The organism is Huintestinicola sp., assembly GCF_050874005.1.
In the GTDB taxonomy this organism is placed as follows: Bacteria; Bacillota; Clostridia; order Oscillospirales; family Ruminococcaceae; genus Huintestinicola.
Window position 1 is genome coordinate 1 of the sequence record NZ_JBNMJV010000052.1, and the last position, 14,724, is coordinate 14,724.

At 46.6% G+C, this 14,724-nt stretch carries 16 protein-coding genes; 11 read left to right on the forward strand and 5 right to left on the reverse strand.

Annotation, left to right across the window (positions count from 1 at the left end; genetic code table 11):
- Positions 1–185: 185 nt before the first annotated feature.
- From ACR0QN_RS12560 to ACR0QN_RS12590, 7 genes are all read left to right on the forward strand, one after another.
- Complete coding sequence (locus tag ACR0QN_RS12560; protein ID WP_432651562.1) at positions 186–809, forward strand: hypothetical protein; 624 nt, start codon at positions 186–188, stop codon at positions 807–809.
- A complete protein-coding gene (locus ACR0QN_RS12565) occupies positions 790–1,143 on the forward strand; it encodes a hypothetical protein (RefSeq protein WP_432651563.1) in 354 nt (117 codons plus the stop codon). Before ACR0QN_RS12560 ends, ACR0QN_RS12565 begins: the two co-directional genes overlap by 20 nt.
- Positions 1,144–1,384: 241 nt before the next feature.
- Positions 1,385–2,116, forward strand: a complete 732-nt coding sequence (locus ACR0QN_RS12570) for an NAD-dependent protein deacylase (protein ID WP_432651564.1) — start codon at positions 1,385–1,387, stop codon at positions 2,114–2,116.
- A 26-nt stretch (positions 2,117–2,142) separates the two neighbouring features.
- On the forward strand, positions 2,143–2,982 hold the full coding sequence (nadC, locus tag ACR0QN_RS12575; protein WP_432651565.1) for a carboxylating nicotinate-nucleotide diphosphorylase: 840 nt from the start codon (positions 2,143–2,145) through the stop codon (positions 2,980–2,982).
- 16 nt (positions 2,983–2,998) lie between these two features.
- The gene (locus tag ACR0QN_RS12580; protein WP_432651566.1) at positions 2,999–3,607 is read left to right on the forward strand and encodes a TIGR04100 family radical SAM protein; all 609 of its coding nucleotides are present in this window, start codon (positions 2,999–3,001) and stop codon (positions 3,605–3,607) included.
- A 19-nt stretch (positions 3,608–3,626) separates the two neighbouring features.
- Positions 3,627–4,634 (forward strand): aldose 1-epimerase, encoded by a 1,008-nt coding sequence (locus ACR0QN_RS12585; protein WP_432651567.1) that lies wholly within the window; start codon positions 3,627–3,629, stop codon positions 4,632–4,634.
- A gap of 117 nt (positions 4,635–4,751) precedes the next feature.
- A complete protein-coding gene (locus ACR0QN_RS12590) occupies positions 4,752–5,966 on the forward strand; it encodes a hypothetical protein (RefSeq protein ID WP_432651568.1) in 1,215 nt (404 codons plus the stop codon).
- Between the two features lie 210 nt (positions 5,967–6,176).
- Here ACR0QN_RS12590 and ACR0QN_RS12595 read toward each other — a convergent pair whose 3' ends face one another.
- From ACR0QN_RS12595 to ACR0QN_RS12610, 4 genes are read right to left on the reverse strand one after another with little or no spacing between them, the layout of a single operon-like run.
- Entirely contained in the window at positions 6,177–6,854 is a 678-nt protein-coding gene (locus ACR0QN_RS12595) for a DNA alkylation repair protein (RefSeq protein WP_432651569.1), read from the reverse strand.
- Between the two features lie 25 nt (positions 6,855–6,879).
- On the reverse strand, positions 6,880–7,242 hold the full coding sequence (locus ACR0QN_RS12600) for a response regulator (RefSeq protein WP_432651570.1): 363 nt from the start codon (positions 7,240–7,242) through the stop codon (positions 6,880–6,882).
- A 21-nt stretch (positions 7,243–7,263) separates the two neighbouring features.
- Positions 7,264–8,262, reverse strand: a complete 999-nt coding sequence (locus tag ACR0QN_RS12605) for an aromatic acid exporter family protein (protein ID WP_432651571.1) — start codon at positions 8,260–8,262, stop codon at positions 7,264–7,266.
- Positions 8,259–9,101, reverse strand: coding sequence for a metallophosphoesterase (locus ACR0QN_RS12610; RefSeq protein ID WP_432651572.1), 843 nt, complete (start codon positions 9,099–9,101; stop codon positions 8,259–8,261). The genes ACR0QN_RS12605 and ACR0QN_RS12610 overlap by 4 nt, the downstream gene beginning before the upstream one ends.
- Positions 9,102–9,614: 513 nt before the next feature.
- Between ACR0QN_RS12610 and epsC the strand changes: the two genes are divergently transcribed.
- The 4 genes from epsC to ACR0QN_RS12630 are packed head-to-tail and all read left to right on the forward strand — an operon-like array spanning position 9,615 to position 13,431.
- Complete coding sequence (gene epsC / locus ACR0QN_RS12615; protein ID WP_432651573.1) at positions 9,615–10,313, forward strand: serine O-acetyltransferase EpsC; 699 nt, start codon at positions 9,615–9,617, stop codon at positions 10,311–10,313.
- Positions 10,314–10,336: 23 nt separating this feature from the next.
- Positions 10,337–11,755 carry a cysteine--tRNA ligase gene (gene cysS, locus ACR0QN_RS12620; protein WP_432651574.1) on the forward strand — a complete coding sequence of 473 codons (1,419 nt, stop codon included), beginning with the start codon at positions 10,337–10,339 and terminating at the stop codon, positions 11,753–11,755.
- 12 nt (positions 11,756–11,767) lie between these two features.
- Positions 11,768–12,451, forward strand: a complete 684-nt coding sequence (locus ACR0QN_RS12625) for a peptidylprolyl isomerase (RefSeq protein WP_432651575.1) — start codon at positions 11,768–11,770, stop codon at positions 12,449–12,451.
- A gap of 50 nt (positions 12,452–12,501) precedes the next feature.
- Positions 12,502–13,431, forward strand: coding sequence for an alpha/beta fold hydrolase (locus tag ACR0QN_RS12630; protein WP_432651576.1), 930 nt, complete (start codon positions 12,502–12,504; stop codon positions 13,429–13,431).
- A gap of 47 nt (positions 13,432–13,478) precedes the next feature.
- Here ACR0QN_RS12630 and ACR0QN_RS12635 read toward each other — a convergent pair whose 3' ends face one another.
- Positions 13,479–13,991 (reverse strand): hypothetical protein, encoded by a 513-nt coding sequence (locus tag ACR0QN_RS12635; RefSeq protein WP_432651577.1) that lies wholly within the window; start codon positions 13,989–13,991, stop codon positions 13,479–13,481.
- Positions 13,992–14,724 lie beyond the last annotated feature (733 nt).

Here is a 14,724-nt window from a genome sequence, read left to right on the forward strand (position 1 = left end):
TAACTGCGCCCTTTTGAGGAAAAAGGGCAATAATAGAGGGGATTTTGTGGTCAAATAGAGGCTGTTTCGGCTTTTGACACGGAAAATTTTCCTCATATAATTCCGCTTGTTTAAATACCAGGGTTTTTAGAGGTTACCTTGGAACAGTCTGGGGCAAGGGAGACGAGCTTTCATACATATTCCCAATGCTCATAATGGCTTTTGCGGCGGTGTTTATCTTTGCCTCGCCCTATATTTTCCGCTCGGATAGCAAAGAGGGAGCGGCGGCGGAGAATTTTTTCTCATTCAAAACTTCCGCACCACTCTTCACAGCGGCAATGCTGTTCTTTGCTGTGGTGGTTATCCGCAGTCTCGGCGGATTTGCCCTTTCATTTTCGTGGAAAATAACTCCTATGGCGGCATTTGCGGCGGTGCTTGTTACTGCAGGAGGAAAGGCTCTGGGCGGCTTTGCTTCGGACTTTTTCGGAAAGGAAAAAGCGGCGGCTGTGTCAATGCTCGGAGCAGCGCTTCTGTATTTTTTTTCGGACAATATCATCTTCGGACTTCTGGCGATACTTCTTTTCAATATGTCAATGCCCATCACCCTCAGAGCGGCGGCGGACATCTTCAAAGGCGGCAGGGGATTTTCTTTCGGACTTCTCACCTTTGCCCTGTTTCTGGGATATGTGCCCTCATATGCCGCAAAGGACGGTATGCAGATAGGCAGGGGGACAATGGCAATTCTCTGCATTATTTCGGCAGCAATGCTCCTTGCAGGCTTTGCGCTCCAAAGGAGGACTGTACACACCGATGACTCTTGCAATAATTAAGTCAATGGGCATTGCCCTCCTGCTGACCATACTTCTCGAAGGTCTGTTCGGGGCAATATGGGGAGTAAAGGGCGTCAGAAACTTTGTAATAATGCTCCTTGCAAACCTGCTCACAAATCCTCTTGTGAATGTTATCCACAGCTTTTTTGCATATGAAATGAGACTTGACGGAACTATTATGGCGATAATAACGGCTCTCCTTGAAATAAGCGCCGTCATAGCAGAATGGCTTGTTTACAAAAGCAGAACGGATATAAAAAAGCCCTTTCTTTTTTCACTTGGCGCAAACGGGTTTTCCTTTCTCTGCGGTATTCTCATAAATTTACTGAGGTGACATTATGAAGCCCGGACAGACAAAAACGGGAATATGTGGGTATACAGCAGAGAAAACAGCATTCTCGGCTGTTATGATAAAGCTTATGATATGAAAAATAGGAACTGATTTTTATCGCAGAAGCCGTTATATAAAGCGGTTTCTGTTTTTTTGAAAAAATTAAAAAAAACTATAGCAATTTCAGAAAGAATGTGGTATAATTAACATATATACGGCTCCCCGCAGAAAGGATTGATAAAAAATGGCAGTAACGGAAAACACCGTTCGTCTTAAAGAATGGATAGACAGCTCTGACAATATAGTTTTTTTCGGAGGAGCAGGAGTTTCCACCGAAAGCGGTATTCCCGATTTCCGAAGCGTGGACGGACTTTATAATATGAAATATAAATATCCCCCCGAAACTATTCTCAGCCATAGCTTTTTCTGCAATCATATAAGCGAGTTTTACGAGTTTTACAAGGATAAAATGCTCTACCTTGACGCAAAGCCCAATAAGGCTCACCTTGCCCTTGCCGAGCTTGAGCGCAGGGGAAAGCTTAAAGCTGTAGTGACACAGAATATAGACGGACTTCATCAGGCGGCAGGCAGTAAGACTGTTTACGAGCTTCACGGCTCCGTCCACCGCAACTACTGCGTCCGCTGTGGCAAGCTTCACGATGCACAATATGTGAAAAACTCCCCCTATATTCCCGAATGCTCCAAATGCGGCGGACTTTTAAAGCCCGACGTAGTGCTTTATCAGGAGGGACTTGACCAGAAAACGGTAAACGCCGCCATCGAAGCTATCGAAAACTGCGATATCCTCATCATCGGCGGAACGTCCCTGTCCGTATATCCCGCCAGCGGACTTATCGAGTATTATCACGGCAATAAGCTTGTGCTGATAAACAAGAGCGCCACTCAGTATGATGACAGAGCCGACCTTCTCATTCCCGAGAGTATCGGAGAAACTTTGGATTACTGCGTAAATTGACTCATATCGAAAGGAAAGATTTTAAAATGTTTTTACCCGAATTTTATGTTGACGATGTAATAAAAAGAGCCTTGTCCGAGGACATAAACTACATAGATCTTGCCACCGACCTGCTTATCCCCGAGGACGAGATATCAGTAGCCGAATTTGTTTCCAAAGCTGAGGGAGTTCTTGCAGGCATAGACTGCGCCCTCAGAACATTTACATTTATTGACAGCACAGTCAAGTGCGAGATATTCATTCACGACGGCGAAAAGGTGAAAAAGGGAGATGTCATCGCAAAAGTTCAGGGCAAGACCCGTTCAATACTCAAAGCAGAGAGGACATCTCTGAATATCTTACAGCATATGTCCGGCGTTGCCACCGCAACAAATAAGCTTGTAGAAGCCTGCGCAGGCACAAAAGCCTCCATTGTTGATACAAGAAAAACTCTCCCGGGACTTCGTGCCCTTGAGAAATATGCCGTAACCGCAGGCGGGGGAAGAAATCACCGCTATAACCTCTCCGATGCCGCAATGCTCAAGGATAACCACATTGACGCATACGGTTCTATTACAGGCGCAGTCTCCGCTCTCAAGCAGAAAATTGGTCATATGGCAAAGATCGAGGTGGAGGTAAGAAACAAGGAGGAGCTTATTGAAGCTCTGGGCTGCAATGTGGACGTTATTATGCTTGACAATATGACCACCGAGGAAATGACCGAGTGCGTAAAGATCGCAGACGGAAAGGCAGTTCTTGAAGCTTCGGGAAATATAAACATCGACACCGTTGCCGCAGTTGCAAAAACAGGCGTTGATATCATTTCCGTAGGAGCAATAACCCATTCCGTTAAGGCGTTTGATATATCGCTCAAGATAAGAAAATAAAGAGAGAAGAATAACTTTGAAAAGTCTCACCTTTGTCTATGCGGTGCATAGCAATCTGTATATAAACCTCACAAACCGCTGCCCCTGTAACTGTACCTTCTGTATAAGACATAACGGCGACGGAGCATACGGCAGCGACAGCCTTTGGCTTGAAAGAGAACCCACCTGTGAGGAAGTCTTTGCCGAATTTGAGAAGTACGATATGACAAAATTCGGTGAAATAGTTTTCTGCGGCTACGGCGAGCCGATGGAAAGAGCCGAGGACGTTTCATATATAGGAAAAGAGCTGAAAAAGCGCTACCCCAATGTTACAATAAGGCTCAATACCAATGGACTTGGCGATAAGATAAACGGCAGACCTACCGCACAGCTTCTTGAGGGAGCGGTGGATATCGTTTCAATAAGCCTTAACTCGGGAAACAGCGAGGATTATAACAAAGTCACCCGACCCAAGTGGGAGGATAGCTTTGAAGCAATGCTAAAGTTTGCCGAGGAATGCAAAAAATACGTTCCCAAGGTAATGTTTACAGTAGTTGACGTAATTTCCGAGCGTGAGATAAACGAAAGCAAAGCGCTTTCGGAGAAACTGGGAATACCTCTCAGAATACGTGCATACGATACTTAAATATAAAGGAGTTTTAACAATGGAGCTTTATGCAAGAAAAGCCATACACAAGGGCGCAGAGGTAGTCGAGCTTGCGGCAGGCGGATATTACGCCATAGTCGCTCACGGACTCGGCTCCAACGTCCTTCGTTTCAGAGATAACAAAAGGGGAATGGAGATATTCCGTTATAACGGTAGCATTTCAATGGGCGAGATAATGAACGCTCCCGAAATATGGGGACTTCCCACTCTCTACCTTCCCAACCGCTTTGAAAGCGGACTTCTCCGCACCTCAGACGCACTCTACCGTCTCCCCGTAAACGAGGAGCGCTTCGGAAACCACCTTCACGGCTTTATCCAGAAAAGAGCCTATACAGTCAAGGATATGGCAGTCAAGGGCAAGACAGCATACGTTGTGAACGAGTATGTCTATGATGAAAAGGACTTTTTCTATAACTGCTTCCCCGTAAAATTCACCGTGCAGATAAAGATAGAGCTGTCCGACAAGGGACTCACCCATACCGTTACCCTTATCAATCAGTCGGATAAAATGATGCCCATATCTCTTGCCACCCATACCACCATCAACGCCCCCTTTGTGGACGGGGGCCTTCAGGAGAATATCAGACTTCAGGTGCCTGCAGAGGAGCATATCCTGTTTAATAAATCCAAATGGCTCCCCACAGGCAAGCGAGCAAAGCTTTCGGAATATGATAAGCAGTACGTTTCGGGAACCTGCCCCGTTTTAAAGGATATCTGCAACGATATGTATTCTGGCGGAACTCTTACCCTTGACGGCAAGCCCTTCCACGGAACTATTATGACAGATACAGCCAGCGGCAAGAAGATCTGCAACGAGGTGGACGATAAATACAAGTTCTGGATAGTCTGGAACCACAACGGCTTTATGAATTATTTCTGCCCCGAGCCAATGACAGCCCAGGTAAATGCTCCAAACCTTGATATGCCCGCAGAGCAAAGCGGCTACGAGGAGCTTGCTCCGGGAAAAACATATACTGCCTCTCAAAGATTTTTTACAATGGGATAACGCTGTGTAATTGATATCTTAATAAATTCTGCTGTATAATTATCTTGAATGTGTATTATACAGCAGTTTTCTTTTGACAAAGGTCAAAAGTTCAATAATCAGAAAGGTGTATATCATATGGCATATTGTATAAACTGCGGCGGAGAGCTTTTTGAAACGAGCAAATTCTGTCCGCACTGCGGAGCGCCCGTCCTTGAGATGTCTCCCCGTACTGAGGAGGAAAAGCCCAAGGAATATGATACCGAAAATGCTTCAAATGATACTTCAGGGCTTCCCGAGGTAAATACAGGCGTGCTAACTCCCGAGGAGCAGGCGGCAGTCCTTGAGATGGCGGCTGAAAATATCCTCGATGATATTCCCGACATCAAAAAGCTTGACAACGGATCTGCTTTGTCAGAAAAGACCGAAAAAACTCCCGAGGAACCGAATCAGCCTGCAGCAGAAAAAATACATAAGGAAGAAGCTCCAGTAACGGAGAGCAAGCAGCCGGCGGAGGATAAAAAAAGTGAGAATGACCCTGAGCCTGCGGTCAGCCACAAAACCGAGCCTCAGCCCGAGACCATAAATATCCCGGCACAGCCGAAGAAAAAAGGAAAAGGCGGAATTATCGCCGCTATCGCAATAGTTGCCGCAGCCGCAGTATGCGGAGCGGTTTTCTTCCTCGGACAAAGTAGTGAGCCTGTCAATAATACAGTCGAGCAGACCGAGACCATTACCGAGCTTATCGTCACATCCGAAGCTGAAACTGTACCCGAAAGCGAAAACGTTTCCGAAACGGCTGAACAGTCAGCTCCTGCCGAAACTGTCACCGAAACAGAGCTTGCCTCGGAAACAGTTCCGACATCCGAAATTCCTTCCGATACCGAAACATCTGCCGAAGAAACGGTTTCCGAAACAGTTCCCGAAACAGCAATTTCCGAAGCACCTGCGTCAGAAGAACTTCACTCCGCCGACGAGCTTGCGGAGGGTATCATGATCGAGCCGGAGCATCAGACTGCAATGGGAAACAGCGTTTCAGCCGAGATAAGTCTTTCGGGTGAGGGAGTAAGTACAGCGATCCTTTCAAGCGGAGTTCTTTTCCTTGCGGAATATACCACCACAGCTTCAGCGCCGACCAATCTTATTCCTGCCGCAATGATAATCACCATCGGAGACACCGCCGTTGAAGTATCTGCCACCTCCTGTTCCGAGGGACTGGTGATTTTCGAGTATGATAAAATGACCGCCGCCGTAGAAGCAGCAGGCTTTACCGCCGCAGATATCGACTCGGTTGCAATAAGGACCACAGGAGTTCCAATTGATGTGTTCAGAATAACCATACTTCAAGGCTGATTTTTGATCTATAGTAAAAGCACAGGAGCTGCAGCACCGTCAGCAGCTCCTGTGCTGTATTTATATTATAGCACATTCGTATCGAATTGTCAAGTGAAAACAGAACAAATGTATAAATTTGTATATGTGAACAAAACTCCTGCTTATAAATTGTAGAATAGCACATATGCTCCAAGCAGGGAGTGCTGCAGCTTTTGCGGCAGTCCGAAATTATTTAAGCGATTTAAGATATTTTTTTCTCTCGTCATAAATGCGATAGCTTTCGGCAGCCTTCGAAATAGCCTTGCGGTGGACCCAAGGGTCAAGCCGCCTCTCCTCGAAAAAGGGAATTATCCTGTCATACTGCTTTGCAAGAGCAGTAGCAAAATACCAGGAAACCATCATTTTCACATAATAGTCCTCGTGCCTTACCCCGGCAACCATTTCCGCATATTCGTCCTTAAAATCCTCGTCAAGGAAAAACTGCATGAGAAGCTTTACCGCAAATCTCACAGTATATGTATGCTCCGAGCCTATCCAAAGCTTTATCTTTTCCGGTATATCTTCCTTGTGCTTTGCAAAAATTGGAAATGACCCCTGATCGCAGGTCGCCCAGTTGTCAACATAGGGCAAAAATCCTTCCACCCTTGAAACGCAGCTGTCATAGTCTTTGATGTGGGAAAGAATAAAGAAGTGAAGCTGATTTTCCTCAAAATACCCGTGGGGAACATCTGCAAGAAAATCCTCCGCCCCCTCGGTATACAGCCTTTTAGCCATTTTCCGGAGCAGGGGAGTCCTGACACCGATAATGCTCTCCGACGGAATATTCGGGATAAGCCTTGCCTGAAAGCGCTGAAATTTTTCGTCCCTGTTTTCAAAAAGCTCTCTTCTGATATCGTCCGTCTGCATTTTACCCTCCCGTTATACGCAAAACTCAGCTCAGAGCAAGCTGTACCTTGCTCAGCAGCTCGTCCTGTTTAAAGGGCTTGCCCACGCAGGCGAAAACTCCCATTTCGGCAGCCTTGTCAAGGCTCTCCCTGTCCTCTGCAGCGGTAAGCAGGATAACGGGGATATCCCTGCCCTCATCAAGCTCCCCAAGCTTTTCAATGACCTGAAATCCGTCCATCACGGGCATTAAAAGGTCAAGCAGGATAAGGTCGGGCTTCTGCTCTTTGACAGCACTTAAACATTCCATTCCCGAAGCCGCTTTCACCGTTTCATAGCCTGCTTTTTTCAGAATAAACTCCGTCATTCTGAGGTTCATAGGCTCGTCGTCAGTAATGATAATTCTTTTCATAAAAATGTCCCTCCGTATGTTTTATGTGATATTCTCTGCAAGCCAGTATCTGCTTTTTTCATTCTCGTCAAGCTTATCTGCAAATTCCGCCTTGAGGGAAACGAAGCTTTTAAGGTCACAGAGAATGTGATACAGCAAAGCACGGTTTTCAAATTCCTCACGGCTTTGGGGCAGAGCCTCTTCCGAGTAATAGGCGAACAGCCCGTCAATATCTTCAAGGAGACTTACAGCGTCGTTTATCTCGCTGAACTGACTGCTCATTTCATTAAGGAAAGCGGCAATAGGTTCAGCGTAGGAGGTAACTATGCTCAGCCGCTTGATATCGGTAAAAATCCTCATAAGAATGACGCATTGCTCCATTCTCATTCCCACGTACTTGTAAAAATAATCCTTCTCGCTCACAAAGGAGTTGCCGATGTATTTCACGGACTCACGTCTGAGAGCCTCAAGCAGTCGGTCTGTTTCCTCAAAGCAGCTTCCCGTGTAATCGGACTTGTCCTCTGCTGTGATATACACCGCCATACGCCCGATAATGCGGCGTATCCGCTCGTCTGTCTCTGTCTGTATGCGTCGGATTTTCCTTGTGTTTGAGGGCATAAAGATGTTCAGAAGCACTCCTATGCCCGCACCTGCCCCGAGGAGCAAAAGCTCGTTTCCCATCATATCAAGTGAAATGTCCGCCGAAGCAAAATAATGAGTGGCGATAACGCTGTTCATCGCCACAGCCTCATTCATATCCAGAGCACCGCAGAAGATAAGAAAGAGCAGCAGCACCGCACCAAGCTGCAAAAATCCGAACCCGAACAAACCGAAGATCACAGCGCATAAGGCTGTAACGCCGCAGAAAGCAATAAGCCGCTTCAGAGTTATTTTGAGAGTTTCTTTTCGTGTGTCCTGAATGGTCAGCAGGCATATCACTCCCGCAGAAACGGCGTACTGAAGCTCCAGGCCATAGCCAACAGCCGCCGCAGTTATCGCTCCGAAAGATATTTTTATAATTTTTACAGGATCAATATTCAATTTGGTTCCTCGCTTTCGGTCATAATGTCAATTATTACCAGTTCGGGATTATTAAATATACGTGGGATAATATTTCTTGTCCGTGAAAGTCCTCTGCTCACGATCATACAGCTGTCCTCAAACTCGTACATTCCTCCCGCATATTCGGGAAAGAGACCCTGATCGGGAGCAAATACCCCGTTTATCAGATATGGCACACGCCATTGACCGCCGTGAGCGTGACCCGAAAGCACAAGGTCGAATTTTCCGAAGGAGCGGTAATATTCGTTTTCCTCGGGATAGTGGGCAAGAAGCACATTAAAGCCGTTCCCCGCCTCCTCGGCGCATTTCTCAACGCTCTCGTCAAATGTGAGTCTGCTGTCTCCTGTTGATGAAGCGCCGCAAATGGTTATACCCATAAAGCTGACGTTCTCACCCTCAAGAACAGTTACACCCATATCAGCCGCTTCCTGTCTGAAAGCCTTCCAGCCGCCCTTTCTCTGTTCGTGGTTTCCCGAAACATAATAGCAGGGATATTTTGCGGCTGCTGCTTTAAGAAAAATGCGTGTGTTTTCATTATCTGCAACATCGTCGAAAATATCTCCCGTCAGCACTATCACATCGGGGGACTGTTCGTCAATGGCTTCAAGCAGCGTTTTCATATCCCTGCCGTAATACTCGCTGTGCAGATCGGACACCTGGGCAATACGCACAGGCTCGGTGATTTTATCCGTAAATATCTCGTATGTAACGGTTTTAAGCGGAAAGCTTACTGCCGAGAGTATGAAAAAAATTATGATAAGCAGAACAATGAGCTTTATGAAAATATGCCTTCCTTTCCGCTTCGGAGCTGTCTCCATCTTATCACCTCTTGATTTAATTATACTTTATTTGCTCATTGATGTCAATCGCCCGAAAAATATTTACAAAGAAAAGTTGCCTTGGCTATTGCTTTTTTCGGAGCGGTGTGGTATAATATTAACGTTATGTGATATTATAAAGGCTCAGCGTTCAGAGTAACCGTTTGAGAGCTTCTACAGAGAGCGCCGATTTGGTGTGAGCGGCGTGAATATCTGCGGTGAAGTGCGTTCGTCAGCCTGACAGAGGAAGTATGCCATTTGCATATGCGTATGCTGTCACGGGAGGTCGCCGTTATACGACATCAAAGGGCAAAGTTTGTATATGAAGTTTGCCGAATTGAAGTGGGACCACGCCGGTAAAGAAATTTCCGCCGTCTTCAGATCTATCTGAGGGCGGCTTGTTTTTTTATGGGGCGATGTTATCAAGGCGAAGGGATAACCGTTTGCATATAATATGATAAAGGCGTTTCACACAGCTTTCGGGCAATATAATTTATTTAAGCGAGGGATCATATGAGCAGCTTAGGCACACTTTTAGAGCATTTCAAAGCGGATATCGAGTCGGTAAAGCAGAGAGACCCTGCGGCAAAGAATACACTTGAGATAATTCTTACCTATTCGGGACTTCACGCTGTAGCGGCGTATCGGGTATCCCACTTCTTTTACGAAAAAAAGCTTTACCTTACGGCAAGGGTGATTTCCCAGCTTGCGAGATTTTTCACAGGCATTGAGATACACCCGGGCGCAAAGATAGGCAAAGGGCTTTTCATCGACCACGGAATGGGAGTTGTCATAGGCGAGACCACCGAGATAGGGGACAACTGCCTTATATATCAGGGCGTTACCTTAGGCGGTACAGGCAAGGATCACGGAAAGCGTCACCCAACTCTCGGCAACAATGTTATGGTCGGTTCGGGTGCAAGAGTTTTAGGACCCTTTAAGGTGGGCAACAACGTAAAGATAGCCGCAAATGCAGTAGTGCTCGAGGCTATCCCCGACAACTGCACAGCGGTGGGCGTTCCCGCAAGGATAGCACGCTGCAACGGCAAGCCAACAGCAGACCTTGACCAGGTGCATATCCCCGACCCTGTGGCACAGGAGCTTTGCAAGATGTCCGTCCGCTTAAACAGGCTGGAAAAGAAGCTGGGCGTGGAAGTTCCCGATGCGGATAAGACAGATGTATGCTTTAATGAAAAGGATAAGAAGGAATAATCAAATATAAGGAGTTAAATTTTATGAAGCTTTACAATTCACTTTCCCACGAAAAGGAAGAATTCAAGCCCATTACAGAGGGCAAGGTAAGTATGTACACCTGCGGTCCTACCGTATATCACTTTGCACATATCGGAAACCTGAGAAGCTATATTATGGAGGACGTTCTCGAAAAATACCTGAGATTTTCGGGCTATGACGTTAAGCGTGTTATGAACATCACCGACGTGGGACATCTCACCAGCGACGGCGACACAGGCGACGACAAAATGCTCAAGGGAGCAAAGAGAGAGCACAAGACGGTTATGGAGATAGCCGATTTTTACACCAAGGCATTCTTTGCGGACTGCGCCGAGCTTAATATTAAAACTCCCGATGTAGTAGAGCCTGCAACGGGCTGTATCGACGATTTTATCAAGGTGATCTCCTCCCTTATCGAAAAGGGCTATGCCTATGAAGCAGGGGGCAATATCTACTTTGACACATCAAAGCTGAAGGAATACTATGTTTTCGGCGACTTCTCCGAGGAGGACTTAGCTGTGGCTGTCCGTGAAGGCGTTGACGAGGACAGCAACAAGCGCAATAAGGCAGACTTTGTTCTGTGGTTTACAAAATCAAAGTTTGACGATCAGGAGCTTAAATGGGAAAGTCCCTGGGGTCTTGGATATCCCGGCTGGCATATCGAGTGCTCCTGCATCAGTATGAAGCACTTAGGCGAGTATCTTGATATCCACTGCGGCGGTATCGACAATGCATTCCCTCACCACACCAATGAGATAGCCCAGAGCGAAGCATATCTTGGTCATAAGTGGTGCAATTACTGGTTCCACGTGCATCACCTCAACACAAGCACCGGTAAAATGAGCAAGTCCAAAGGCGAGTTCCTCACCGTTTCCCTGCTTAAAGAAAAGGGCTATGATCCCATTGTCTACAGATTTTTCTGCCTCCAGTCACATTACCGCAAGTCTCTCGTATTCTCCTATGAAAATCTTGATAATGCGGCAGGAGCATATACAAAGCTTGTGGCAAGGATAGCAAGACTTCTCTCCGAGCCTGCTTCGGATATTGACAAGGCAGCTTATGACGAGCTGATGAACGGATTCAAGGCGGCTCTTGACAATGACCTTAACACATCTCTTGCCGTGACCGCACTTTACGATGTCCTCAAGGCTGAGACAAACGCTTCCACAAAGCTTGCCCTTATAGCCGAGTTTGACAAGGTGCTGTCACTTGATCTTATGGGTCACGCAAAGAAAGCCGAGGAGAAAAACGCTTCTGCCGAGGACGATATCCCCGAGGAGATAAAAGCCCTTGCAGAGCAGAGAAAAGAAGCCCGCAAGGCAAAGGATTTCGCTCTTGCAGACTCTCTCAGAGACAAGATAGCAGAGCTTGGATATGTGATAGAGGAGACACGTCAGGGCACAAAGATAACAAGAAAGTAAGGCTGTGAACAGATGCAGACAAAGACCATAAAGGTGCGTAAATCCACCGTTTTCCTGCTGCTCATTTTCATAATGGGAGCCATAATGGTTACAAGCGTTGTAAAAAGTTACACGAAATACGCCGAGGAGCAGGCACAGGCTTCTGCCGCCGATACAGCTGCGGATTATTCGGATATGGAGCTTATCCAGCTTGCCCCTCCTCCCGAGGGAGCACAGAGGGCGGTCATATCCACCACCGCAGGGGATATCACCCTTGTGCTTTATTCCGAAGAAGCCCCCGAAGCTGTCCGCCGTTTTAAGAGTGAAGCGGAAAGCGGCGTTTATGACGGTATGAAGGCAGGACTTTACGATCTCAAAAGCATTTTCACTCTCGACTCACCCGGCGAGGAGCCGTATTCACCCGAACTTAGCGTAAACTTATGGCCCTTTAAGGGAGCTGTATGTATGACCGAAAAGGGGGACATTGTTTTCATAAACTCGGTGGAGCTTTCGGAAGATGAAAAAGAGTATCTGAGGAGCGATGAAAGCAAGCTGAAAGAGGTCAGCAGGACATTTGCGGACATCGGGGGAGTGCCCAATTATGCACGTGTATATGCTGTTTTCGGTCAGGTCATCGAGGGTATGGACGTTGTGGAAAAAATATGCGCCTCGGGTGATGTTGTCGTTAATATCAAGTCGGTAAGTTTTTCAACGTGACAGCATTTTCGGGGTGAATGGCTATGTCAAAAAAGAAAAGGAAAAAAGTATTGACAGTTTTATGTATCATAGCTGCTGTAATAATAGCTTTTCTGACTGCGGTATTTGTTTATCACAGGATATCATTAAGCCGAGAAGCAGAGCTGCGTTCTCCTCTCGGACAGCTCGTTCGGGTGGACGGTCATAAAATGAGCGTTTACACCGAGGGCAGCGGAGAGAAAACTCTCGTATTTATGTCGGGGGGCGGAACCTGTTCACCGATACTTGATTTTAAGTCGCTTTATTCATTGCTGAGCGATAAATATAAGATAGTTGTTGTTGAAAAATTCGGATACGGGTTCAGCGACGTGGTGGATAAGGACAGAGATATTGAGTCTGTTCTTGCAGATACAAGAAGTGCTTTGCAGGCTGCGGGTGCAGAAGCTCCGTATATCCTGTGTCCTCATTCGATGTCGGGATTAGAAGCATTATACTGGGCGGAAAAATATCCCGAAGAGGTTTCAGCAATTATCGGGCTGGATATGGCTGTGCCGGAATACTACGATCATATGAAAAAAAATATGTCGGTTATGAAGTTGGGACAGCTTGCGGCAGAAGTGGGAATAACCAGACTGATACCGGGAATATCCGAAAGCGACGCAATAAAATACGGCACGCTGACAGATGATGAAAAGGATATTTACAGAGCTGTTTTTTACAGCCGTACAGCAACTGTATCAATGATAAACGAATGCAGCTCGGTCAAGGAAAATGCAAAGACTGTCGCAGGCTTTGATGTTCCGCAGATACCTATGCTGTTGTTTATTTCCGACGGCTCAGGCGGTACGGGCTTTGACAAGGAGACCTGGCGGCGAATACCCGAGGAATATATTTCACAAAATAGCAGAGGAAAATATATAGAGCTTGATTGCCCTCATTATGTCCACGATCACGAATATGAAGCTATCAGCCGACAGATAACAGAATTTCTTTCGGAATAAAATCACGCAGACAAACGGCTCAAAAAAGCCGCCTGTCTGCGTGATTTTTATTCATCATCAAGAGGAACAATGGAGGTAACAGAGCCGCTGTACTTGTCATATTCGCCCACGCTGCCCATAATGCGGACAGTCCTGTCCAGCTTTTCCGTTTCAACGATAAATTCCACCATATCGCCGTGACCCTCCCAAAGCTCCACATAGCGGTTTGACGGGTCGGTGTGGCAGTCGGCTTTGATATCGCCCACAATGGCGGTGAATGTATTTCCCGAGTCGAGAGTTATCTCGAAACGTTCGCCGCAGCTTTCGGCATAGGCAGTTCCCAGCGCCACGCAGACATCACCGTCAATGCGGCGGATTCCCTGACTGTCGGTGTATGCCTCCTGCTGGAGAGCGTACTGCACCGAATCGGTGTCGGTTATCGCACGGTAATCCATATAGGTCTTGAAATCCGTGTTCACATCGGGAATGGGCAGGGACTCCTCATATGCACCTGCGGCAGCGCAGGCGGCTGATTCAAATATCACAGCCGATAAAACTGCAGAAAAAATTTTCTTCATCATATCAAGTCCTCTCTCCGCTATATTTTTGACAAGGTATCTGTGATTTATTCACCCCGTCAGTATATCAAAGCGAAAAAATGAAAAAAGAGGAATGATGACGAAAACTTAAAAAATCGGAAAACAGCTTAGTCTCACCGTTTTCCGATTTTTTATTTTGGTTATTTTTACAGGCATATGCGGTGTGGGTGACGACCCACAGCGGCGGGGGACGCCCTGCGGCGAGGTCGAGCTGTTAGTTTGCACGGGGCAGTCAGCTTTGTCTCTGCGCCGATAGGAATGTCAACAGCACGATAAATTGGAATTTGACGGTATAGTTTATTTTGATTAACGTAATTTTATTTTTGCTTAACCTTGTAAGTGAGTAGGCAAAGGGACAACCTAAGGGGAGGGGGGAAGAAATAAACCCAACAAAAATGCGGACTTCCCCCTTCCCTGCGGTTTTCCACTTGCGACCTCTTTCCCTACCCTCTTCCTCTTTCCCGCATTTTTACATATTTGTTATTTCTCGTTTTTACGAGTCCTTTTCTTGATTTCGTTCTGACTTTTTTACCACGACATCGCTTCTTTGCGGTTCCCCGCATATCGGGGTGGGGCATACGCCTATGCGGTTTAGGTCTGTGGTTTGGAGCCGATAAAAAAATTCCAACTTCAAGCCTAAACTGAGTTGACGTATGCCCCATAACAGGCAATGGGGAACCGCAAAAAAAGCAATGACGAGGTGAAAATACCCGAA

Excerpts from the sequence above, each read along its gene's own strand:
- ACR0QN_RS12625 (WP_432651575.1), top strand. The coding sequence starts at position 11,768 with ATGCAGACAAAGACCATAAAGGTGCGTAAATCCACCGTTTTCCTGCTG.
- ACR0QN_RS12590 (WP_432651568.1), top strand. The coding sequence starts at position 4,752 with ATGGCATATTGTATAAACTGCGGCGGAGAGCTTTTTGAAACGAGCAAA.
- nadC (WP_432651565.1), top strand. The coding sequence starts at position 2,143 with ATGTTTTTACCCGAATTTTATGTTGACGATGTAATAAAAAGAGCCTTG.
- ACR0QN_RS12585 (WP_432651567.1), top strand. The coding sequence starts at position 3,627 with ATGGAGCTTTATGCAAGAAAAGCCATACACAAGGGCGCAGAGGTAGTC.
- ACR0QN_RS12600 (WP_432651570.1), bottom strand. The coding sequence starts at position 7,242 with ATGAAAAGAATTATCATTACTGACGACGAGCCTATGAACCTCAGAATG.
- ACR0QN_RS12610 (WP_432651572.1), bottom strand. The coding sequence starts at position 9,101 with ATGGAGACAGCTCCGAAGCGGAAAGGAAGGCATATTTTCATAAAGCTC.
- cysS (WP_432651574.1), top strand. The coding sequence starts at position 10,337 with ATGAAGCTTTACAATTCACTTTCCCACGAAAAGGAAGAATTCAAGCCC.
- ACR0QN_RS12560 (WP_432651562.1), top strand. The coding sequence starts at position 186 with ATGCTCATAATGGCTTTTGCGGCGGTGTTTATCTTTGCCTCGCCCTAT.
- ACR0QN_RS12595 (WP_432651569.1), bottom strand. The coding sequence starts at position 6,854 with ATGCAGACGGACGATATCAGAAGAGAGCTTTTTGAAAACAGGGACGAA.
- ACR0QN_RS12635 (WP_432651577.1), bottom strand. The coding sequence starts at position 13,991 with ATGATGAAGAAAATTTTTTCTGCAGTTTTATCGGCTGTGATATTTGAA.
- ACR0QN_RS12565 (WP_432651563.1), top strand. The coding sequence starts at position 790 with ATGACTCTTGCAATAATTAAGTCAATGGGCATTGCCCTCCTGCTGACC.
- ACR0QN_RS12570 (WP_432651564.1), top strand. The coding sequence starts at position 1,385 with ATGGCAGTAACGGAAAACACCGTTCGTCTTAAAGAATGGATAGACAGC.
- epsC (WP_432651573.1), top strand. The coding sequence starts at position 9,615 with ATGAGCAGCTTAGGCACACTTTTAGAGCATTTCAAAGCGGATATCGAG.